The organism is Streptomyces sp. NPDC050759 (genome assembly GCF_044456945.1).
Classification (GTDB): Bacteria; Actinomycetota; Actinomycetes; order Streptomycetales; family Streptomycetaceae; genus Streptomyces.
This window is the reverse complement of the sequence record NZ_JBITGI010000002.1, coordinates 131,212-153,787: the sequence shown is the minus strand read 5'-3', so window position 1 is coordinate 153,787 and position 22,576 is coordinate 131,212. Positions and strand designations below refer to the sequence as shown.

17 protein-coding genes are annotated in these 22,576 nt (G+C 68.8%); 11 read left to right on the top strand and 6 right to left on the bottom strand.

The window, feature by feature from the left end; all coding sequences use genetic code 11:
- Positions 1 to 17: 17 nt before the first annotated feature.
- On the top strand, positions 18 to 1,214 hold the full coding sequence (locus ACIBJB_RS06470; RefSeq protein WP_398928395.1) for a glycoside hydrolase family 64 protein: 1,197 nt from the start codon (positions 18 to 20) through the stop codon (positions 1,212 to 1,214).
- A 94-nt stretch (positions 1,215 to 1,308) separates the two neighbouring features.
- Here the strand turns inward: ACIBJB_RS06470 and ACIBJB_RS06465 are convergent, their stop codons facing one another.
- From ACIBJB_RS06465 to ACIBJB_RS06450, 4 genes are all read right to left on the bottom strand, one after another.
- Positions 1,309 to 2,118 carry a hypothetical protein gene (locus ACIBJB_RS06465; RefSeq protein ID WP_398927122.1) on the bottom strand — a complete coding sequence of 270 codons (810 nt, stop codon included), beginning with the start codon at positions 2,116 to 2,118 and terminating at the stop codon, positions 1,309 to 1,311.
- 348 nt (positions 2,119 to 2,466) lie between these two features.
- Positions 2,467 to 2,892: a hypothetical protein gene (locus ACIBJB_RS06460; RefSeq protein WP_398927121.1), complete on the bottom strand. Its 426-nt coding sequence runs from the start codon at positions 2,890 to 2,892 to the stop codon at positions 2,467 to 2,469.
- Between the two features lie 237 nt (positions 2,893 to 3,129).
- Positions 3,130 to 5,211, bottom strand: coding sequence for an NAD-dependent DNA ligase LigA (gene ligA, locus ACIBJB_RS06455; RefSeq protein WP_398927119.1), 2,082 nt, complete (start codon positions 5,209 to 5,211; stop codon positions 3,130 to 3,132).
- A gap of 181 nt (positions 5,212 to 5,392) precedes the next feature.
- Complete coding sequence (locus ACIBJB_RS06450) at positions 5,393 to 6,166, bottom strand: SDR family NAD(P)-dependent oxidoreductase (protein WP_398927117.1); 774 nt, start codon at positions 6,164 to 6,166, stop codon at positions 5,393 to 5,395.
- A 464-nt stretch (positions 6,167 to 6,630) separates the two neighbouring features.
- Here ACIBJB_RS06450 and ACIBJB_RS06445 point away from each other — a divergent pair, with 464 nt between their 5' ends.
- From ACIBJB_RS06445 to ACIBJB_RS06425, 5 genes are all read left to right on the top strand, one after another.
- On the top strand, positions 6,631 to 7,539 hold the full coding sequence (locus ACIBJB_RS06445) for a helix-turn-helix domain-containing protein (RefSeq protein WP_398927115.1): 909 nt from the start codon (positions 6,631 to 6,633) through the stop codon (positions 7,537 to 7,539).
- 207 nt (positions 7,540 to 7,746) lie between these two features.
- A complete protein-coding gene (locus ACIBJB_RS06440; RefSeq protein WP_398927113.1) occupies positions 7,747 to 9,888 on the top strand; it encodes an ATP-binding protein in 2,142 nt (713 codons plus the stop codon).
- 456 nt (positions 9,889 to 10,344) lie between these two features.
- The gene (locus ACIBJB_RS06435; RefSeq protein ID WP_398927111.1) at positions 10,345 to 11,118 is read left to right on the top strand and encodes an SDR family oxidoreductase; all 774 of its coding nucleotides are present in this window, start codon (positions 10,345 to 10,347) and stop codon (positions 11,116 to 11,118) included.
- Positions 11,119 to 11,663: 545 nt separating this feature from the next.
- A complete protein-coding gene (locus ACIBJB_RS06430; RefSeq protein WP_398927109.1) occupies positions 11,664 to 12,941 on the top strand; it encodes a condensation domain-containing protein in 1,278 nt (425 codons plus the stop codon).
- 291 nt (positions 12,942 to 13,232) lie between these two features.
- Positions 13,233 to 13,832 (top strand): hypothetical protein, encoded by a 600-nt coding sequence (locus ACIBJB_RS06425; RefSeq protein WP_398927107.1) that lies wholly within the window; start codon positions 13,233 to 13,235, stop codon positions 13,830 to 13,832.
- Between the two features lie 75 nt (positions 13,833 to 13,907).
- Here the strand turns inward: ACIBJB_RS06425 and ACIBJB_RS06420 are convergent, their stop codons facing one another.
- On the bottom strand, positions 13,908 to 14,264 hold the full coding sequence (locus ACIBJB_RS06420) for an Atu4866 domain-containing protein (protein WP_398928393.1): 357 nt from the start codon (positions 14,262 to 14,264) through the stop codon (positions 13,908 to 13,910).
- Positions 14,265 to 14,581: 317 nt separating this feature from the next.
- Between ACIBJB_RS06420 and ACIBJB_RS06415 the strand changes: the two genes are divergently transcribed.
- From ACIBJB_RS06415 to ACIBJB_RS06395, 5 genes are all read left to right on the top strand, one after another.
- Positions 14,582 to 14,716: a hypothetical protein gene (locus tag ACIBJB_RS06415; RefSeq protein ID WP_398927105.1), complete on the top strand. Its 135-nt coding sequence runs from the start codon at positions 14,582 to 14,584 to the stop codon at positions 14,714 to 14,716.
- A gap of 326 nt (positions 14,717 to 15,042) precedes the next feature.
- Complete coding sequence (locus tag ACIBJB_RS06410; RefSeq protein WP_398927103.1) at positions 15,043 to 16,470, top strand: FAD-dependent oxidoreductase; 1,428 nt, start codon at positions 15,043 to 15,045, stop codon at positions 16,468 to 16,470.
- Positions 16,471 to 17,138: 668 nt separating this feature from the next.
- A complete protein-coding gene (locus tag ACIBJB_RS06405; RefSeq protein WP_398927101.1) occupies positions 17,139 to 17,903 on the top strand; it encodes a cytochrome P450 in 765 nt (254 codons plus the stop codon).
- The gene (locus tag ACIBJB_RS06400) at positions 17,876 to 18,013 is read left to right on the top strand and encodes a hypothetical protein (RefSeq protein ID WP_398927099.1); all 138 of its coding nucleotides are present in this window, start codon (positions 17,876 to 17,878) and stop codon (positions 18,011 to 18,013) included. Before ACIBJB_RS06405 ends, ACIBJB_RS06400 begins: the two co-directional genes overlap by 28 nt.
- A 181-nt stretch (positions 18,014 to 18,194) precedes the next feature.
- The gene (locus ACIBJB_RS06395; protein WP_398927097.1) at positions 18,195 to 20,252 is read left to right on the top strand and encodes an ATP-binding protein; all 2,058 of its coding nucleotides are present in this window, start codon (positions 18,195 to 18,197) and stop codon (positions 20,250 to 20,252) included.
- 85 nt (positions 20,253 to 20,337) lie between these two features.
- Here the strand turns inward: ACIBJB_RS06395 and ACIBJB_RS06390 are convergent, their stop codons facing one another.
- Positions 20,338 to 22,470, bottom strand: a complete 2,133-nt coding sequence (locus ACIBJB_RS06390) for a PQQ-binding-like beta-propeller repeat protein (protein WP_398927095.1) — start codon at positions 22,468 to 22,470, stop codon at positions 20,338 to 20,340.
- Between the last annotated feature and the right edge of the window lie 106 nt (positions 22,471 to 22,576).

Below are 22,576 nucleotides of genomic sequence, written 5' to 3'. Positions count from 1 at the left end.
AGGAGAAGAATGTGTCCATCTCTGTGACGCGAAGAACGCTGGCCGCCGTACTGGCAGCCCTGGCCATCAGTCTGGGTATCACCGTGACGGGCTCCGGCAGCCAGGCCCAGGCCGCCGTGCCCACCACCATCCCCCTGACGATCAGCAACAACTCGGGCCGCGGTGACCAGGTCTACGTCTACAACATCGGCACCCTGCTCACCACCGGCCAGCAGGGCTGGGCCGACGCGAACGGCACGTTCCACGCCTGGCCCGCCGGCGGCAACCCGCCGACCGACGCGCCCGACGCGTCGATCGCAGGACCGGCCAACGGTCAGACCATGACGCTCCGGATGCCGAAGTTCTCCGGTCGCGTCTATTTCTCCTACGGCCAGAAGCTCGTCTTCAAGCTGACCACCGGCGGACTCGTGCAGCCCGCGGTGCAGAACCCCTCCGACCCCAACAGGAACATCCTCTTCAACTGGACCGAATACACCCTCAACGACTCCGGTCTGTGGATCAACAGCACCCAGGTCGACATGTTCTCCGCGCCGTACGCGGTCGGCGTGAAGGCCGGCGACGGCACGGTGAAGAACACCGGCCACCTGAAGCCCGGCGGCTACAACGGTTTCTTCACTGCGCTGCGCGGCCAGCCGGGCGGCTGGGCGAACCTCATCCAGACCCGTTCCGACGGCACGGTCCTGCGGGCCCTGGCACCGGGGCACGGCATCGAGGCGGGCGCACTGCCGGCGAATGTGATGGACGACTACATCAACCGTGTGTGGCAGAAGTACAGCACCTCGACCCTGACGGTCACGCCCTTCGGCGATCAGCCGAACACCAAGTACTACGGGCGGGTCTCCGGCAACGTCATGAACTTCACCAACGCCTCCGGGGCCGTCGTCACGACCTTCCAGAAGCCCGACTCGGACAGCATCTTCGGCTGCTACAAGCTCCTGGACGCACCGAACGACCTGGTGCGCGGCCCGATCTCCCGCACCCTGTGCGCAGGCTTCAACCGCTCGACGCTGCTGACGAACCCCAACCAGCCCGACACCAGCAGCTCCGGCTTCTACACGGACGTCGTCACCAACCACTACGCCCGCAAGATCCACGCGCAGATGGCCGACGGCAAGGCGTACGCCTTCGCGTTCGACGACGTGGGCAACTACGAGTCGCTGGTGAACGACGGAAATCCGCAGCAGGCGTACATCACCCTCGACCCCTTCAACTGACCCCGGGATCCGGGCCTTCCAGGACCCGCGGGGAGGCGGTCGCCGCCACCTGTCGTGCCAGGTGGCGGCAACGTGCGGGGAGGCCTCGCGGACTTCAGGAGGCGAGGTAGCAGCTCTTCTGCACGCCCGGCAGTGGATCGGTGCCGAACGCCGCTGTCGTGCAGCCGGTGCCGCCGGTGAACGACTTGTACACGAAGCTGCCCCGTGCGCCGTAGGCGACGGTCTGCTGTCCGCTGAAGGCGCACGTCCCGGTCTCGTCCGAGCAGGTCGTGCCGTATCCGGCCGGGCCGCCGGTCGCGGTGTAACACGCCTTCGACTCGCCGGGTATCGGGTCGCCGAACGTGCCGTCGGTGCACGGCGTGTCGCCGGTCGCCGTGCGCGTGGTGAACGCTCCGTAGGCGCCGTACATCACCGGCTGTCCCGCGGCGGCCGAACACGTGCCGTTCTGGTCCGCGCACTTGGTCCAGCCACCGGGCGGGGCTCCGGCGGACGGTAGGTAGCAGGACTTGGCGACGCCGTCGATGGGATCGCCGAAGTGGGCGTTGGTACAGGCGACGGAGCCGTTGGTGACCTGATGGGCGAAGTTGCCGTTGGCACCGTAGGCGACGTCCCGGTTGTAGCCGGGGACGGTGCAGGTACCGCCCTCGGCCATGCACACGGTGTAACCGGGCGGGCCTCCCGCGTCGGCGACGTAACAGGACTTGACGAGATTCGCCGCCGGGTCGCCGCCGAAGGAGGCGCTGGTGCAGGCGGTGCTGTCGGTCACCGTCTTGTATGTGTACGTCCCTGCCCCGTAGGCGACCGAGCGGGTGCCGCTGAAGGAGCACGTGCCGCCCTCGCCCGCGCACCGGGACCCCACCGAGGACCGGACCCGTTTGAGGTCCTCCTCGCGCATCGCGCTCACGTCGGTTCCGTCGACGAGAACCGATCCGTCGGCGATCGGGTTGATCAGGGCTACGGGGACTGCTTCGCCGCGTTCGTCGCCGACGCCTACGCGGCGATCGGAGGGGGCACGCCCAAGGGGCTGCCGACAGGTGTCGACGGGGTGCGCTCGGCCCGCATCGTCGAGGCCGTCCTGCGCTCCGCCGCCTCCCTCGCCTGGACCGACGTCGACGACACCCCCGTAGCCCCGGAGGCCCGCGTATGAAACTCGGCATGCTCCCGCCTGTCTGCCACAGCTTTCCCTCACCGAGATCGCGGCCTGGGCGGCCCGGGCCGGATATGAGGCGCTGGAGGGTGGCCGCCTGGCCGGTCACCGGAGGCCGCGACTTCGAGGCCTCGCACTTGCCCGTTGCCGAATTCGGGCCTCAACAGGCTGATGGAGTACGGGAGTTGTTCGACCGGTACGGGCTGCACCTGTCGGCGCTCGCCTTCTGGCGTCGTCGGCGCACGGGCCGATGAGGGTGATGGATCCGGTGTCCGGCGCCAGGGGGAGGCGACCGTCTCGGTTGCCGAGCAGTGCGATGCACTGCTCGGCCAGCTCGCGGGCGACGGCCCGGTGCGCCGGCGGGTCCAGATCGATGGGGCCGTCCGCGGTGCTGTCAGGGTTGAAGTCGGCGTCCAGCAGTCCCAGTTCGATCTTCTGGCGCAGCACGCGTCGTACGGCCCGGTCGACGAGGTCCTCGGAGACGGTGCCCTCGCGGACGAGTTCGGTGGCGAGGGCGATGCCGCCGTGCAATCCGGAGCCGCCGTCGAGCTGGGCCGCGGTGTTGGTCGGTTTGCGGTCGCCAGGAGGAGGGCTCGCTGGTACACGGCGGACACGAGGTCGTCACGGAGTTCACTGAGCGGGGTGTCGGGTTCTGCTGCGCCGACAGCAGTGCCGCTCTTGTCGGCGGCCTCCTCGCTCTGGGAGGACGTCCATGGCCCTGGCCCGGGTCGCTGGGCGCAGCGGCACAGGCGGTCGGCGGTGACGTGATCAGTGCAGGTAGTCGGCGACGAGCAGCGCGAATTCGTCGGGTGCGGCGAGGCGGATGCCGAGGGTTTCCGCCTTGGCCCGCTTGGAGCCCGCGCCTTCGCCGGCGACCACGAGGGAGGTCTTCTTCGAGACGCTGGAGGAGGATTTGCCGCCCGCCCGCTCGATGAGCTCGTTCATCTGGTTGCGGCTGAGGTTTTCCAGGGGCCCGGCCATCGCGCCGGTGACGACGACCGTCATACCCGTAAGCGGGCGGTCGTCCGGTGTGTCGGCCGGTGCTGCGGGGTCGTCGTCTGTCGCAGGCGGGGGAGTGGCGCCGGGTTCGGTCATGTTTACTCCGGCCGCGGCGAGTCTGTCGATCAGTTCCGTGAGTTCGGCGATTTCGGTGACGATGGAGGGGGCCTTCTCCGGGCCGATGCCCTCGACCTGCTGCAGTGCCTCGGCGTCGGCGCCACGGATGTTGTCCATGGTGGCGAAGTGACGGGCGATGCGGCGGGACATGGAGCGGCCGGTGCCGCGCACACCGAGCGCGCACAGCACCCGTGACAGCGGCCGGGTCCGGGCCGTGGCGAGGGCCGCGAGCAGGTTGTCGGTGCTCGTCTCGCCCATCCTCTCCAGTCCCAGAAGCTGCTCGCGGGTCAGGGCGAACAGGTCGGCCAGATCCGCGACCAGTCCGGCCTCGACGAGCTGCACCACGCGGGTGGCGCCCAGGCCCTCGATGTCGAGCTGGTCGCGGCCGGCGGCGTAGGAGAGAGAGGCCACCAGATGGCAGTTACGGCCCTGCTCGCACCGCCAGCGCTCCTGGCTGGTGTCGATGGCGGAGCCGCACCGTGGGCACATCTCGGGGAACACGATGGGCTGCTCGTCGCCGGTGCGCAGGTGGGCGACCGGTGCCTCGATGCGCGGGATGACATCGCCGGCGCGGTGGACCATGACGTGATCGCCCAGCCGTAGGTCGCGGCGGGTGATGTCGGCCGGGTTGTGCAGCGTTGCATAGGTGATGGTGGCGCCCTCGATCTGCACCGGCTCCAGCACGCCGCGCGGGGCGATGATCCCGGTGCGGCCCACGTTCCACTCCACCGCCACCAGACGGGTGATCTTCTCCACGGCGGGGAGCTTGTAGGCGATCGCCCAGCGGGGCGCGCGCGACCCGGAACCGGCGGCTCGCTGGTCGGCGGCCAGGTCGGCCTTGATGACGATGCCGTCGATCCCGAAGGGCAGCTCGGCGCGGAGCGCGGCGATCTCCCGCACACGCTCCAGGACCTCGTCCACGGTCGTGGCCGTGACGGTGGGCACCGCGGTGGCGGCGGCGGTGTGCACTCCCAGCCGGGCGGCCAGAGCCATCAGCTCGCTGTGGGCGAGCCCGTTCAGCCGTTCGGTGAACTCGGCATCGGTGTCCGGCAGGGGCAGCAGGCCGTAGCCGAAGAACGTCATCGGCACCGTGTACGCCCGCTCCTTGGCGCGCAGCGTGCCCGCGGACGCGCCGCGCGGGTTGGCGAACGGCTGCCCGCCGTGCGCGGTGCGCACCTCGTTGGCGTGCTCGAACTGGGCCGTAGTCATGAGGACTTCGCCGCGAACCTCCACGGTGACAGGCTGGTCCAGCTTCTCCGGCAGCCCTTCGAGTGTGACGATCGCGTGCGAGACGTCCTCCCCTGCGATCCCGTCGCCGCGGGTGATCAGCCGAGTCAGGCGCCCCTCGCTGTAGCGGGCCGCGACGGCGAGACCGTCGAGCTTGGCCTCCACGCTGAAGCGCTCCGCGTCGTGTCCGATCCGGCGGGCCAGCGAGGCCATCCACGCGGTGAACTGCTCGGGCGAGAACACGTTGTCCAGGCTCAGCATCGCCACCGTGTGCGGCGCATCGCCCTCGACCGCGCCGCCGGCGACCTTGCCTGTGGGGGAGTGCGGCAGCACCTGGTCGGGGTGCGCGGCCTCCCACACGGCGATGCCGCGCACCAACTGGTCGTAGGCGTCGTCATCGAGCGGAGAGGTGCCGTCCGTGTAGTAGGCGGCCGCGGCCCCCACGACGTGCTCGACGGCCTGCGCGTAGGCAGCGGCGTCCACGATCTGCGCAACTGGTGTGGTCATGCCGCCATCCTGCCTCCCACCACTGACAACGCCGACTGGCTAAGCGATCGTTTCGGAATGAGACTCGCGCAGCGACGGTGTTGGTGCAGAGGCTCAGGCCCCCTCGAATCCTCCTGTTCGGAATGTGTTGAGGTGGCACCTTTCGGTGGATCCGCCCCTGATGCCGGCCCGAGACACAAGGTCAACGGACCTGCACGGCGCCACCGTTCACAGAGATGATCTGGCCGGTGATGAACCGGGAGCCGTCGGAGACGAGGAAGTTGAGGACCGGGGCGAGGTCGGAGTCCGGGTCACCCAGCTTGCCTCCCAGCGGGATCATGCGGGCTTGCTCAGCGTCGTGGGCCGCGAGTTCCTCCTCGGTCATCCGCGCCCGGTACCCGTCGTACATCCCCGTCCATATCACCGGATCGACGGAGTTCACCCGGATCCCGTAGCGCCCCCATTCGGCGGCGAGGGTACGAGTGAGCGAGAGCACTGCCCCCTTGGATGCAGAATAGTGGGCTCCGTTCGGATAGGGGATGAGGGCGGCGTCGGAACCGAAGTTGATGATGGTGCCGCCATTTTCCCGCAGGTACGGGAAGACGACCTGAGCGGTGAGGAAGGTGCCCTTGGCATTCACCGCGAAGACGCGGTCCCAGTCCTCTTCGGAGATACCCTCCGCCGGCGCCCCCATTTCGATGCCGGCCACGTTGACCAGGGAGTCGACGCCGCCCAGCTCCTCGGCGGCGGCGGCCACGGCCGTGGTCACCCCGGACTTGTCCGAGACATCGGCGTGGAAGTAGGAGACGGTGCCAGGCCCTTCGGACGTGATCTTTTCGGCGAGAGCCCTGCCCGATTCGTCGCTGATTCCCAGTGCGGCGACCCGGGCTCCGGCTCGGGCAAATGACGCGATGGCCGCGGCGGCGATTCCCCGGGAGCTGCCGGTCACGATGATGCGCTTGTCCTGAACAGTCATGGCGCTTTCCGTATACGACGAGTGGATACGAGGCAGAGGTGTGCGCATCTGGCCTCACTCCGCCAGCGTTCCGTAGGCCACACGGTCATTGACAGGTCAAACCCTGCTCACTACTCGCCAGAACTTCTCCTGACCCGTGCCGTCCGCCTCGGCCGGCAACTGGCCGAACACGCAGGCCACCGCACCCCCGACGGCCTGCAAGCCTTGGCGTTACCGGGGGCTGCCCAAGGTCGTCGCGGACGTCGTCGGCGTTCCGGCGCCAGTACTCCGGCACCGCCGGCGTGCTTCAGGTGAGGGCCTGGCGATGCGCGCCTCCAACGGCGCCCGTCGGCGCCGACAAGAGCCCCGTCCTGGCCTGACTGCGCCACGTCGTCGACAACAAACCGGCACACAGAAGGCCCGGTTGCCCACTGCGCCTGCCTGTCAGGATCTCGCCCTCCCTGGCAGGCGCCACGCTGCCTAATGTGAGGCCTGTGAATGCACTCGGAGATTTCCTACGAGCCCGACGTGCCGCCGTCAGCCCGCTGGACGTCGGCTTGCCTCCGGGAGGCCTGCGTCGTACACCAGGCCTCAGACGCGAGGAGGTCGCCGCACTGGCCGGGATCAGCACGCAGTACTACGTGCGCCTCGAGCAGGGACGGGAAAGGTCGCCCTCGCCGCAGATTCTCGAGGCACTGGTGTCCGTGTTCGGCCTTGATGCGCCGGCGATCAACCACATGTATCTGCTCGCCGGCCGCGCCCCTGCGACACTGCGCCCGGAGAACGATCGGGAAGCGGTAGCGCCCGGCCTGCAGCGCCTGCTCCAGATGTGGACGGGGCAGCCCGCGATGGTGCTGGACCGGTGGCACAACGTACTGGCGCGGAACGCTCTTGCCGAGGCCTTGACCAGCGGCTTCACCATCACGGGCAACTATGTGCGGACCACCTTCCTCGATCCGGTGGCACGCAGCTTCCACGTCGATTGGCACAAGGCGGCCCGTGCTGTCGCGGCCTCACTGCGCGCCACCGCCGGCACGGCCCCCAACGATCCCCGGCTGACAAGGCTCGTGAGAGAAGTGTCGGCGGTCAGCCCGGATTTCCGGCGCTACTGGGCGGACCACGAGATATTCGAAAAGGGAAGCGACATCTGCGGCTTTTCCCATCCTGTCGTCGGCTCCCTGGAACTGGTCGTGGAGACCTTCACAGTGGACCGTGACCCCGGCCAGCGGCTCATCGTGTATTACGCCGAACCGGGCAGTCCGTCGGCTGACGCGCTGGCACTTCTGGGGAGCGTGCACGCGGAGCCCGTCGGCGGAGAAGTCGGCCGCCCGGTCGGCGGGACAGCCCCCTCGGCGGAGTCCCTGTCCCGGTGGCAGAAGAACGGCGGACAGTGACGCAGCGGGGCTCCGCCGCCCCCGCTCCATCAGCGACCGATCTGCCTGGCTGTTCCTTCGGATCCGTGCTGCTTGATCACCCGCCGGCACGTTCAACTTCTTTTCTTGGGGTTTCTCAGTGGCTGCCTTATGTGCTGACCGCCGCCACCGGCGAAGGCGTGAACCAAGTCAAACCGACGCACGTCTGATTCCTTCGGTTGACCAAAAATGACCGACGTCATTTATCTGGTCAAGGATTCGCGCTTTTCGGGGCTCGTGAATATGGGGTACGGCGGCTCCTTGGGTGACCGTGTGGTCGCGGCGCGGGATCGGGCTTTCGTCGGGCGGGCGGCGGAGCGGGCGCTGTTCCGGTCCGTGCTGGCGGGGGATCCGGCCGGTGCGTCTGTCGTCTATCTGCACGGGCCCGGGGGGATCGGCAAGTCCACGCTGCTGCGGCGGTTCGCCCTCGAGGCGCGGGAGGCGGGGCGGCTGGTGGTCGAGGTGGACGGCCGTACGGTTACCGCGACGCAGGACTTCGAGTACGCGGCGGGAAAAGCCACCGGCGAGCCGGGCGCGGTGCTTCTGGTCGATGCCTTTGAGCACTGCCACGGCCTGGAGCACTGGTTGTGGGAGCAGTTCCTGCCGCGACTGCCGCTGGGCGGGGTCGTCGTGATCTCCGGACGCGTGGCCCCCGATCCGCGCTGGGTCGCCGACCCCGGATGGGGTGACTTTCTGCATGTGGTGCCGCTGCGAAACCTGACCCCGGGCGACGCCGCGGCGTTTCTGCGGGTGCGCGGCGTCCCCGCAGGAGCGCACCACGCGGTGCTGTCCTTCGCCGGCGGCAATCCGCTGGCCCTGTCCCTGGCGGCGGCGGTCGCCGTTCAGCAGGGCGCGGAGGGGACACCGCGGGCGGCCGACTGGTCACCGGGCGGCGAGGTGATCGCGACGTTGTTGTCGCAAGTGGTGGGAGATCCGCCGAGCCCGGAGCATCGCGCGGCGCTGGAGGTGTGCGCTCAGGCCGAGGTCACCTCCGAGGCCCTGCTGCGGGCGATGACGGGCGAGCGGGCTGCCGAACTCTTTGCCTGGCTGCGCGCCCAGCCGTTCATCGAGTCCACCTCGTCGGGACTCTTTCCGCATGATGTGGTGCGCGAGGTGCTGGTGGCTGATCTCCGGTGGCGTGATCCGGACGAATTCGCGGCCCTGCGTGGGCGGATGCACCAGTATCTGCTCGGCCGGGTCCGGGAGGTCCCCGCCTCGCAGATGCTCCAGGCGATGCAGGCCCTGATGTACCTGCAACGGGATGCCGGCGTGGCCGGCCATGTCTCCGACACCTTCGAGGGCCACCCCCGCGGCCTGGTGCGGGAGATGCCCTGTACTCCTGCCGACCAGGAGCGCGTGGTGGAGCTGGTCCATGAGGCAGAGGGCGCCGAATCGGCCGCGATCGCCCGGTTCTGGCTGGATCGGCAGCCCGAAGCGTTCAAGGTCTACCGGTCGACTCGGACCGATGACATCGTTGCCTGCTCCGCATGGCTGCAGTTCGACAGGCCTGAGGGGGAGGACGTCGATCCGGTGGTGGCCGCCGCCTGGGCGCACGTACGCGCCGACAAGCCGTTGCGAGCAGGCGAGCACATGGCCATCGCGCGGTTCGACGTGGACCCGCAGGCGTACCAGCGGCCGTCGGCGTCCAACACTTTGGCCAGGTGGCGTGCGGTGGGTGAGATCATCCGCGCCGACCATCTCGCATGGTCGTTCAACGTGATGCGGAACGACGGCTTCTGGAATGGGTACCTGGAGCCCGCCGAGATGCTGCCCATTGATGCCAGGCCCGCGGTCGGCCACCACGGGTACCGTCTGTTCGCCCACGACTGGCGTACCCAACCCGTGATGGCGTGGATGGCGGAGAGACACGAAGCTCTGCTGACCGGCGCGGGTGTCGTCACGCCTTCGGGCGGAACTGCTCAGGAACGGGCCGAGCACGTCGTGCTGTCCCGCTCAGAATTCGACGCCGCCGTACGGGACGCCCTGCGCGCGCTGTGGTGGCCCAGCCAGCTGGCACGAAACCCCCTGAGCCGCACCCGCCGCGTCGCCGAGCACGGCCAGAGCCTGCACGATGCTCTGCTGCACGCCATCGACACCCTGCGGGACGAGCGTGGCGGAGAGAGACGTCATCACGTCGTCATGACCACGTACAGCAAGGCCGCACCCACCCAGGAAGCCGCGGCCAGGCGCCTCGGAATGTCCTTCAGTACCTACCGTCGGCACCTGACAGCCGCCGTCAAACACATCAGCGATGTCATGTGGGGCCATGAACTGAACGGCGCACCGTTCCTCCCCGCCGACCGGGACCGGGAGCGTAATGGCTCGGTGTAACTCCCCACGATCGATGCATGGATGACCAATGAGCGTGCGACTGAGAACCAGGTTGTCGAGCCGGCGGCGGCTGTGTCGGAGAAAGCCGTGGACGACCAACTGATCGACAAGTTGGTCCAGCACCGTCTCCAGCGCCAGGTCATAGACGACGTGCGCGCCGACATGATGCGCTCCCACCACCGCGTTCAGACAGTCGCGTCCGCACCGCACGAGCCCGCGACATCCTCGGCCGGAAGCACCACCACGGCTCGGTCACCGAGTGGATCGCCACGGACCTGCCCCCGTGACCCGACGCGGGGTGGGTCAGTGACGGCACGACTGCCTCGTCGGTCAAGTGTGGTGTGTGCAGCACTCCTAGGAAGATCCCGGCCTTCTCCTGCCATCGAAAGCACGGCAAGTTCGCAGGTGAACGATCCGTCAACGGGGCTTCTGCCCTGACTGAGCAAGGAGGACACGGTGACACGGACAACCTCGGAGACCACAGGGCAGGGCAGCGACCGGAGCGACCGGAAGGTCGTACTCGTCACGGGTGCCACGAGCGGCATCGGCGAAGGCATCGCCAGGCGGCTTGCTGCGGAAGGCCACCACGTCGTCGCCGGTGCGCGTCGAGAGGATCGGCTCACCGACCTGGCCAAGAGCGTCCGGGCGGAGGGCGGCAGCATCGATGTACGCCGTCTCGACGTCACCGACCGGGCCGACGTGGCCAGGTTCGTCGACGAAACGGTTGCTGCCCGGGGGCACATCGACGTGATCGTCAACAACGCCGGCGTCATGCCGCTGTCGCGCCTCGACTCACTGCTGGTGGACGAATGGCACCGGATGATCGATGTCAACGTCAAGGGACTGCTGCACGGCATCGCCGCGGCCATGCCGCACTTCCAGCGCCAGAACAGCGGGCACTTCATCACCATCGCGTCGATCGGTGCCTACTCCGTGGTCCCGACAGCTGCTGTGTACTGCGCCACGAAGTATGCGGCCTGGGCGATCACAGAAGGCTTGCGGCAGGAGGCTGAGCCGTTCATCCGGGTCACCACTGTCTCACCTGGCGTCGTCGAGTCCGAACTGGCCGACACCATCACCGAACCAGAAGCCGCGGCGGCAATGAAGGCTTACCGCTCGGCGGCCATCTCGCCCGATGCCATCGCTCGTGCGATCTCCTATGCGATCAGCCAACCCGCCGACGTCGACGTCAACGAGTTGGTCATCCGGCCTGTGCGGCAGCGCCCGTAGCGTCGCGGCTGTTGGCGGTCTGCGCCCGCAGGCGTGTGCATGACGGTGCGCAACGAGCACTCCGTACCGCTCGAAGCGGCGATGATTGGCCGGCCGAAGACGGCGAGCGTGGCCTCCTCCACACGGCGGCCGAGCGAGGCGACGAGTTCCGGTGCACGACACGGCGTCGACCACCGGCCGACGGCAGCGTGAAGTACGGCATACAGACGCGCTCGCGACTGCACCGGGCTCTGGCCGCGACGTTCCACCATGGCGCCACGTCGCAAGAGCAGGCGGCAGACCCAGCTCCGCCTGCCGTTCAGTACTTACCGCAGCCACCTCAGCCGAGGGCTCGCCCATGTGGCCGGCCGACTGTGGGAGGTGGGCGAACAACGACGCGGGGCGGCCGCGCGTGAAGGTCGACTGAGCGCGAAGTGAACAACTAGCGGACAGGGAAAGGGCTGGTCCAGGCCTGGGCGATGGCTGAGAGTGGAGCCGTATCCACCGTCCGCGCACCCACCGGATCAGGAGCGTGTGCGGACCACGTTCGCCCGAGGAGCACCATCGTGACGACGGCCCCAGCACAGTCCACCAGCATGCCCGCAGAACGGCCGCTCGGGGTGGCTGAGCACTTCATGTGGCTGATGAACCAGAACCGCCCCACCCACTCGGCCACCGCCGTCGAAGTCGCGGGCCCCACCGAGGTGCACGAGTGGCGAACGGCGCTGAACACCCTCCAGCGCCGCCACGCCCTCCTCGGCGCCCGTATCCGAGACAGCGGCGACGGCCCCCGGCTCTCGTTCGGCCACGCCGCGCAGATTCCGCTGCGAGTGACCGACCTTGCGGCGACCGGGTGGCAACACGAACTGGCCACCGAGATGCGCCACGGAGTCGATGCGGCGGTCGTGCCGCCCGTACGGGCCGTCCTGCTGTACAGCCCCGAACGGTGCGCGCTGGTTCTCGTTGCGCACCATGCGGTGGTCGACGGGCTGTCGCAGGCATTTCTCGTACGAGACCTGTTGACCCTCGTCAGCGGCGGGAGCATCGAAGGGGCGGCCGAAGGGCATCCTGGGCATCCGGTGGACCACTTCCTGGCTCGAGAGATCGCCGCCGCAGCCACGACTCTGCCGAGTGACATGGACATCCCCCTCTCCGACAGGCCCGGCATCTACCGGACACCCGACCCGGACGCCGCGCTCTTCATCGATGCCGCCACTCTGAGCCGGACCCAGACAGCCGCACTGCGCGAACGCGCCCGGGCAGAAGGCACGACCGTGCACGGCGCTGTCGCCGCCGCGGCCCTGGGCGCGGCGGCCGAACTCAACGCGGACTGGTCGACCGTCCCGCTGCGGGTGCACTCGCCCCTCAGCCTGCGCGGGCTCCTTCCCGCGCCGGCTGAAGGCATGGGCAACATCCTCGCCCCGGCCACCACCGCCCAGGTCGGCAAGTGGAGCGACCCGTGGGAGGCGGCCCGGTCCTTCACCGACACCCTCGCCCCGTTCCGCCACAAGAGCGCGCTGCTTCAGTCGCTCGCTCTGTGGACAGGCGTCCTGCGAAGCCGCCCGGCCCCGGCTGACATGGCCGGCATGCTCGCCGCCGCCGCACCCCACGAACTGCTGCTCACCAATCTCGGAGCCCTGCCCATCGCGACGTCCTACGGTTCGTTGACCCTCAAAAGCTTGTGGGGACCTTCGGTCCTCTTCGGATTCGAGGGAGAGCAGACCCTCGGTTTGAGCACACTCGCCGGCACACTGCGCATTCTGCACACGAGCGTCAGCCCGGTGCCCGAGCTCTTGGAGTTGACCCGAGAACGACTGCTGTCAGCCATCGGTGGCACTGGCTGATCCCCCGGTGCCCTCACGCAGCGCACTCGACGAGGGATCATGGTTACTGGTTGAGCACTTTATGAACATCGCTTTGTCTGTACGCGGCGCAACGCTTGAGGGCATGCTCTTGGCCATCATCCACTATCTGTACTACGTCGGGTTTCCGTAATGCCCATCCCTCAGACTCTGTACGCGCCGGAACCTTCCCCATCGGTCGACTCCGGAATTCCAGCCCCGGTCGACGTGGTTTTCTCGATGCGGCGAGACGGAACAGCGGCCTTGCTGCGCGATATGAGGAGCCAGGGCGTCATGCCGACGTTCCCCCATCCATGGGGATCGACAGGCGCCTACCTTTCCCTGCTGCGCCGGCCGCAACCCCTGGCAGTTCTGGATGTGCCGGGCACCAGCCTGGTCCCTGACCTGCCGCAGCGCGTTCACGTACTCAGCAGGCTGTCCACGGTCGTCGTACTGATACCAGAAGACACCGACTCGGTCTCCTTATTGCGCGCCGGCGCCGCCAACGTACTGTCTCGCAGTGCGTCGCCCAAGGAGTTGGCCAGCCGAATAGCCGCCGAGCGCCGCTGGCTGGCAGTGCTTTCCCCGCTTCATTCCACGGACGACGACAATGAGTGCCCGAAGCTCGCACGGAACGTAAAGCACGCCTCTCAGAAGATTCTTCTGGAGCTCATCCAGGCCGTGAGGCATCCATGGTGCTGTCACGACCTGTGCCTCCTTCTCGGCGATGCACAGCGTCCGCTCAGCCGGCGCGCCCTGCAGGCCCGGATGACGCGCCTGACCCACCGTATGGCGGAGTGTGACACCTCCTTCACCATTACCAAACAGTGGGGTCGCACCATCTTCGGCCGGGCTGCAGAAAAGCAGCCGGCCGCCTCGAGGCCCGCGCCGTGATCTGTGACGAGCCGGCTGCGTTGCGGCGGGCTCACACGGCGGTTTCCGCCGGGCACTGAGCCCTTGTATGCCCTTTCACCTCACGCGGGTGTCAATGGCCTTGCGGTGTGCCGGGCTGTCCTCGCGATAGAAGACGTATCCGCCGTGGTGAAGGACGTCGCCCTGGAACGTTCCGTCGGCCGTGAAGCCTGTGTCGTCCGCATACTCGATGCGATTCCCTCTGACCCAGTAGCGGCCGGTATAGGCGCTTTCACGGTTGCCCCGCGCTTCGTCATAGCGGCCGTTCGGGAGGAGCTCCTGTCGGATTTGATCGTCCGCGGTGACCCACATCCCGACGTACGTGTGGAGTTCACCCGAGTTACTCGTCTCGCTGCTGGCGGGTGACCGACTCGACGTCGTCGGGCCGGCGGAGGCAGGTCGTTCACCGGGCACCTGCTGACAGGCCACCGCCGCGGCCAGACTGAGCAGGGGTGCAACGATCCTTGGAGTGCTGTTGTTTTGGGGCATGCACGGATGATGACCCGCGAACCCCGTGGAGCGAGAGGCCGCGCTGCTCCTGGGTGCCGCGCACCCACCCGCCGGCACCGGCGAGTGTGTTTTGAAACAGGTCGCGCTTGCCAGTCATGTGTGTTCGGCGGTCTTGCCGATGTCCGGCGAGCCGCCGTTCACCATCGGTTGGGACATCGCCGACACAGTGGATGCCGTCGGCCCGGGTGTGTCCGCCTTCGCTCCGGGACGAGGTCCTTGGCATGCTCGCCGACTCGGGGCAGGGCAACACCTACGCCGAGTACGCCCTCGCCTCCATCAGCGAGATCATCCACAAGCCCGCCCAGCTCACCACCGGGCAAGCGGTCGGCCTTCCGATGGCCGACGTCACGGCCTGACACCGAGCTGTGGGCGGCGTCGGCCTCGCGGTGCAGATCGCCAAGATCCAGGGAGCCCACGTGGTCGGCACGGCGAGCGCGGGCAAGCACGAACTGCTGTGCCGCTTCGGCAAGCCTCATCGCTTCAGCTCAGAGGCAACTCTTCGCGCATGTGACCAAGCCTCGGACACTTACCTTCGCGAAAGCGCGCGGCCAGAGGCTCCGAACCACGCCGGGGGCGTCTCACCCGGCATTGGAGCAATTGTTGGACAGGGAATGGCCTGGCTCTCATCAGTACGGCCGCGTGACTCTGGGTCGTATCTGTTTCGCCTTTCAGGAGAACGTCCATGACTCATGTGCTGGTCCTCGGCGCCGGTCCCACCGGGCTCACGACCGCGATGCTGCTCGCCGCCGACGGCCACCGCGTCACCGTGGTGGAGCGGAACCCCGATGAGCCGCACGGCGACGCCGCCGGGCTGTGGGAGGGGTGGGAGCGGCGGGGGGTGAAGCAGTTCCGCATGCTGCACATGGTCATGCCTCGCTGGCTGATGGAGATGGACCATGAACTCCCGGAGGTGGTTGCCGAACTGGAGGCCCTCGGCGGCACCCGGATGAACCTGATCCAGTTCGCGGACTTGCCGGCGGAGGCTGCCGGGGCCCGCCCCGGGGATGAGCGCTTCGACAGCGTGGCGGCCCGCCGCCCGGTGCTGGAGGCGGCGGTCGCGCGCGTTGCGTCCCGGACGGAGGGTGTCACTGTCTTGCGGGGCGTGCACGTCACCGCGCTGGTCACCGCCTCGGCGACGTCGAGTGCGACCCCGCGGGTGGGCGGGGTGGTGACCGCCAACGGCCAGGTGCTCCACGCGGACCTGGTGGTCGACGCGAGCGGCCGGAACTCCGCCGTCCCACGGATGCTGGACGCCATCGGAGACCGCGCGCCCGTCGTGGAGAGCGAGCCCAACGGATTCGTCTACTACTCCCGCTACTTCCGGGCGCCCCAGAACAACCGGCCGTCGTACCGGGGCTGGGTGCTGGAACATCACGAAGGGCTGACGGTCGGCAAGTTCGCCTGCGACAACGACATCTGGGCCGTGGGGCTCTATGTCTCCTCCCGGGACCGGCAGTTGCGGGCCCTGCACGACACCGACACCTGGCAGCGGGCGGTCGCGCTCTTCCCCGATGTCGCCGAGTGGGCGGCCCATGAGCCGGTGGGCGGTGTGCGAGCGATGGCGGGCACCCAAGGCGAGTACCGCCGCCACGTCGTCGAGGGTCGGCCGGTGGTCACCGGCTTCGTCGCGGTCGGGGATGCCTGGGCGACCAGCAATCCGGCGCCCGGAGCGGGCCTCAGCACGGGGGTGCTGCACGCCCAGGCACTGCGCGACACACTGCGCGAGGTCGGCTCCGCCGACGCCGAGAAGTTGGTCCTCCGGTTCGACGAGCTCACCGAGGCCCGCCTTACGCCCATCTACCGGAGCATCACAGGCTGGAGCCGCCACCGGCTGGCGGAGATCGACGGGGACATCACCGGCGAACCGTACGAGACAGCGGACCCGAGCTGGGTGATCGGCAAAGCCCTTGACGCGGCCAAGCTCCGCGACCCGGACGTGCTCCGTGCGTTGGCCGACCTGGCGATGCTCCACCTCCCCGCCCATGAGGTACTGGCGGCCCCGGGCCTGACCGAAAAAATCATGACCCTCGGCGCCAATCAGCCGCGTTACCATGCTCCCGGCCCCTCACGCGCCGAACTCCTGGCAGCCATCGGCGCCTCGCGCGACTGAGCCGGACGCCTCCCTGACCTCAGGCATAGCGCGCTCGAGGACGTCGCCGCGCAGCGGGTGGTGAAGACCCTCATGTTCTCCTGACACAGCCACCCGCGTCCGGGAACCCAGGCACGGGCCGCTGCTCCAAGGGAGCTGGTGACGGAGCGGACTCAGGCAGGCAACACCACCTGGCGCAAGGCAGCCCGTGCCGCCTCGGCAGCGCCAGGTCAACCAGCGCCCGTACACCTCCTGGGCGGTTGCAGAGGTTGTGTCGGATCTCGTGCCGGTGCTGGACCCCGCGGAGCTCACGTCCCTGGACGTGGAACCCGCGGGTGAGCTCGTCAGGGCGGTGGCCGAGCAGAAGCGCAGAGCGCTCCACCCGAGATGCCATCAGGATCTGCTTGGCCGGGAACCAAGGTGCGTGCGGTCACCGAAAGTGTGGTGACGATCCCGTCCCAGGGCACCGGTCGGCCGACCGCCATCGGAGCGGTCCAAGGCGCCTGCCGCCCACTTGATCGGCGACCGCCGGACTCACCGGAGCCCACCGCCCCGCTCGGCCTGACGGGCCTGCCATGGCGGATGCGAGCTTCAGTGCCGCTACCCCGCCTCTGACCACCACCGCTACCAGCTCACTACCCGATCAGGAACTTCCCTGAGGAGCTACACCCGTGCAAGACAAGACACCCATGACCGCCATCGCTGAGATACCGGGCCCCAAAGGCCTTCCCCTGCTCGGCTCGGCACTCGACCTCCGGCGCGAGTCACTGGACACACTCGTGCGCGCGCGGCGAGAGTTTGGCGACGTGGTCCGTATCTCCGCCGGCCCACCAGGACTGCGTTCGGTGACGCACTGCGTCTTCTCCGCGGAGGGCGCACAGCAGGTCCTGGCCACACAGACGGCCAACTTCCGCAAGGACAACCGGCTTGACGAGGAGATCCGGCTGTCCATCGGCAATGGCCTGCTCACCAGCCAGGACGCCGACTATCTGCGCCAACGCCGCATCATCCGGCCGTTGTTCACCAAGCGGCAGGTGGACGGCTACGCCGCAGCGGTGACACTGGAGGCCGGCAGCATGGTGGAACGCTGGCGCACCGCCCGCGCCACGGTCGTCGACGTGAACAGGGAGATGGACCGGTTCGCACTGCGCACAGTGGCGCGCATCCTCTTCGGCGCGGACATCGAGGCGGCCGCGGACGTCGTGCACGACCACTTTCCCGTGATCAATGCGTACGTGCTCCGGCGCGGCTTGTCCCCCGTCAATCCGCCGCGCTCCTTGCCCTTCCCGGCCAACCGCCGCGCCGAGGAGGCGACCCGCGCAGCCCGACGGCGTTCCCGGCGGCGGACTTCGTGCACCGCTGGGGCCGAGCGGGCCAGGAACCAACCCCGACGTCAAAAACCCGCGGTCGAGACACAGCGAGGATCGTGTCGATCTCGGCGCCCGTGCTCGTGACCGGCGTCACCGGTGACATCCTGGCCTGGAACCCGCTGGCGCATGCCCTGCTCACCGGCCGCCTCGATGTGCACGCCCCCGAGGACCCGGACCACCGGTGGCAGCCCTGACAGCTCCAGGCACGCCCGGTCCCTGCACCGACACTCGGGTTACCGGCGGAGGAGTGAACCAAGTCATATCGACGCGCGGTCTCATCCCTTCGGTTGGTCTGGGGTGCGCGGCGTAAGGTGCTCGGCCATGCATGGTTCGGTTGGTGGGGGGGGGCTCGTGGATTCGGGGAACGGTGGCTTGTTGGGTGACCTGGTGGTCACCGCGCGGGACCAGGCGTTCGTGGGGCGGGTGGCGGAGCGGGCGGTCTTCCGGTCCGCGCTGGCGGGGGACTCCCAGGCGCCGTCGGTTCTGTATCTGCACGGGCCCGGCGGGATCGGCAAGTCCGCGCTGCTGAGGCGGTTCGCTCTCGAGGCGCAGGAGGCGGGACGGCTGGTGATCGAGGTGGACGGGCGTACGGTCGCCGCGACGCCGGAGGACTTCGAGCACGCGGCCGGGAAAGCGATCGGCGAGCCGAACACGGTGCTGTTGGTCGATACCTTCGAGCTCTGCCACGGCCTGGAGCACTGGTTGTGGGAGCAGTTCCTGCCGCGGTTGCCGCTGGGCACGGTCGTGGTGGTGGCCGGACGCGCGGCCCCCGATCCCCGCTGGGTCGCCGATCCGGGGTGGGCGAACCTGCTTCGGGTGGTGCGGTTGCGGGATCTGGCCCGGGAGGATGCCGCCGCCTTCTTGCGCGTACGGGGTGTCCCGGCCGGGACGCACCACGCGCTGCTGTCGTTCACCAGTGGTAATCCGCTGGCCCTGTCGCTGGCGGTGGCGGTCGCCGCGCAGCGGGACACGGACGGGACCCGGGGCACTGCCGACTGGTCACCGGGCCAGGACGTGATCGCGACGTTGCTGCCCCACCTCGTGGGCCACGCCCCGAGTGCGGCGCACCGCACGGCGCTGGAGGTGTGCGCGCAGGCCGACGTCACCTCCGAGGCCCTGCTGCGGGCGATGATGGGCGAAGACGCCGCTGAACTGTTCGCCTGGCTGCGCACCCAGCCGTTCGTCGAATCCACCGCCTCCGGGCTCTTTCCGCACGATGTCGTGCGCGAGGTCTTGGCCGCCGATCTCCGCTGGCGGGACCCCGACGGATTCGCCTCCCTACGCCGACGCATGTACCACCATCTGCTCGCGCGGGTCCGCGAGGTGCCCGCCGCACAGGTGCTCCAGGCGATGAACTCACTCGTGTACCTGGACCGGTCCCTCGGTCATCTTGCCGACACCCTCGTATGGGACCCTGAGGACGCGGTGCGGGAAATGCCCTGTACGCCTGACGACGAGAGCCGCGTCGTGGACCTGGTCCACCTGACGGAGGGCGCCGAGTCCGCCGCGATCGCCCGCTTCTGGCTGAACCGGCAGCCCGAAGCGTTCAGGGTCTACCGCTCGAACCGGACCGACGAGATCACTGCCTTTTCGACGTTGCTGCGGCTCAGCGGACCGGAGGGGGAGGACGTCGATCCGGTGGTGGCCGCCGCCTGGTCCCACGCCCGCGCCGGCAGCCCACTGCGAGCGGGCGAGCACATGGCTGTTGCACGGTTCATCGTGGACGCACAGGCATACCAGCGGCCCTCGGCGTCTCTGAACCTGGTCACGTGGCGCGTGACGGCGGAGATCATCCGGGCCGACCGTCTGGCGTGGCTGTTCGTCGTGATGAGGGACGACGGATTCTGGAACGCTCACCTCGCGCCCGGCGACATGCGGCCGACGGATGCCAGTCCCGTGGTCGGCGACCACGGCTACCGTCTGTTCGCCCAAGACTGGCGTACCCGGTCCGCAATGGAGTGGGTGGCGGAGAAGCACGAAGCTCTGCAGGATGACGTGGCTGCCGTCACGCCTGCGGTCATACCTCCGCAGGAGCGGTCGGACCACGTGGTGCTGTCCCGGACGGAGTTCGACACCGCCGTACGGGATGCCCTGCGTGCACTGTGGTGGCCGGGCGAACTCGCGGCAAACCCCCTCAACCGCAGCCGACTGGTCGCGGAGCACGACCAGAACCTCCACGATGTCCTGCTCCACGCCATCGACACCCTGCTGGGGCAGCGCGGCGGAGAGACACGTCATCAGGTCCTCACGACCACGTACAGCAAGACCGCCCCCACCCAGGAGGCGGCGGCCCGACGCCTCGGGATGTCTTTCAGCACCTACCGCCGCCACCTGACGGCCGCGGTGCAGCACATCAGGGACGTCCTGTGGAGTCACGAACTGAGCGGAACACCGGTCCTTCCGGTGGGCCGGGACCTGCCGGCGGAGCAGTGAGGCGGGCAGCCCGGCTGAGCGATGTCCGCCGCGCCGTGGAGGTGGCCTCGCTCAACGAGCCCTCTGCCGTTGCACGCCCGGGCCGTCAGTCGGTGGCCTGTGACGTGGGGCCGTTCGGACCGACGGAGGAGAGCGTGTTGCCGGCCATCGCCACGATCTCGTCCCTGACGAGGACAACGCTCGGCGCCCAGTCCTGGGACGCGTCCCCGAGGATGTCGACGGCGGAGGTGCGCCAGAGTTCCTTGCCGGTACTCAGGTCCAGGGCCACCACGCGGCCGATGCGGTTGGAGATGTAGATCCGCTCGTACGTCGCCGACAAGACCGGCTGCGACAGGCCCTCCATGCCGGTCGACCGCTGCCACAACTGCTTGCCGTCATCGGCGGACACCGCGGTGACGTTTCCGTTGGTCTGGGCGAAGACCACGACGTCGTCGCCGAGCAGGGTCGGCGCGCCGCGCAGGGTGCGGGACAGCGGCACGGGACGGACGGCGCCGGTACGCGGGTCGACCCGGAGCAAGGTGGTGTACCGGCGCTCGCTCTCGATCTCCCCGTCCTGGTTCGCAGCCGCCGCGGGCTGCGCGTAGACCGGTGCGCCTCCGGACTGCCCGATGCCCTGCGATCCGATCGGCAGGGCCGCGAGTTTGCGTGCCGTGCCATTGGCCGGGTCGAGGCGCAGCAGGGTGGTGGTCTGGCCGGTGATCGTGCACTCGGCGTACGGAACGCCGGCCAGGGACAGGGGTGCGCAGAACGCGGCCTTCGGCGACTGCCACAGTTCCTTCCCCGACGTGTCGTACGCGATGAATCCCTGGATGTCGTTTGTGGAGGTCAGCAGCCCGCCGCTGAAGACGACCGAGCCGTCGCTGTCTCGCACCCACCTGCGCTTCCCGGTGGCGGCGTCCAGAGCCGCGGTCCGGAATTCACCCTGGGTCTGCTCGGCGACGTACACGACCCCGTCCCGCACGCCGTACGGCATCGTGTTCTGTACGGAGTCGCCGGACCGCCAGATGACGCGGCCGGTGGCGGCATCGACCTTGGCGACGGTGAAGCCCTCGCCGCCGCAGTAGAGGACGGTGCGCTCGGGGACGCATCCCGGCGGGCCGGAATCCATAGCGGTGTCGGGCACGGAGCCGAGGCGGAGTGTCGTCTGCCAGGGGTGCCAGCCGGCGGGGAGCGAAGGGGTGCGTGCGGTGGGTCGTTCGTCGCCGCCGAAGGCGTTGACCGCCGCGAGGCTCAACGCGGTGACGGCGACCGCTGTACCGACGGCCGTGAGCAGACGAGTGAGCCGTCGGCCACGACGTTCTCTGCGCAGACCTCGGCCGGTGACGGGTTGCGTGGAGGCTCCGGGAATCGCCCTGTCGCCTGTGCCGACCGCGTTGTCGGGATCGTCGGGGTGGCCGTGTTCGTCCGAACCGGTGGTGTGGTCGGAGTTGCCGGAGTCGGCTGTCTGCGGCAACGCGCTGAGCCAGTCGTGCAGTTCCACCAATCCGGGGCGTGCCGCCGCGTCCTTGTCCAGACAGCGTTCGACGATACCGCGCAGTGGTCGCGGAACCTCGTCCAGCGTCGGCGGCTCGTACATCACCTGATAGCCGGCCATGTATGGCGTGTCCGCGTCGAACGGGCCGCTTCCGGTGGCCGCGTAGGCCAGCAACGAGCCCAGCGAGAACACGTCCGACGCCGGGGTGACGTCGCGCGGCGAACGCAGCTGCTCCGGTGACATGAACGGCGGCGTGCCGATCAGGTTGCCCGTGACGGTCAACTGCTGGTTGTCGGCGGCGCGCGAGATGCCGAAGTCGATGACGCGTGGGCCGTCTTCGGCCATCAGCACGTTCCCCGGCTTCAGATCGCGGTGCACCACCCCGGCCCGGTGGATCTCGCGCAGCGCCTCGATGAGCCCCAGTGCCAGGATCCGCAGTTCCGGTCCCTTCAGCGGGCCGCCGCGGTCCACGCAGGCCGACAGGCTCGGGCCCGGTACGTACAGCGTGGCCATCCATGGCCGCTCGGCATCCGGGTCGGCGTCGACGACGGGTGCCGTGAACGCCCCGCTGACCCGGCGGACCGCCTCGATCTCCTGCCGGAAACGGACGCGGAACTCCTCGTCCTCGCAGAGCTGTGGGTGCACCAGCTTCACGGCAACCCTGCGTCCGGCGGCCGAGCGGCCCAGGAACACGGTGCCCATGCCGCCGGCACCGATCCTGTCGAGCAGGACATAGCCCCCCACGGATTCAGGGTCACCATCTCGCAATGGCATGGACGGTCACACCTTTTTTCTTACGTGGATCGACGGCTGAGCTTGGGCCAAGGCCCTTGTGTGGGACGCCAGTTCC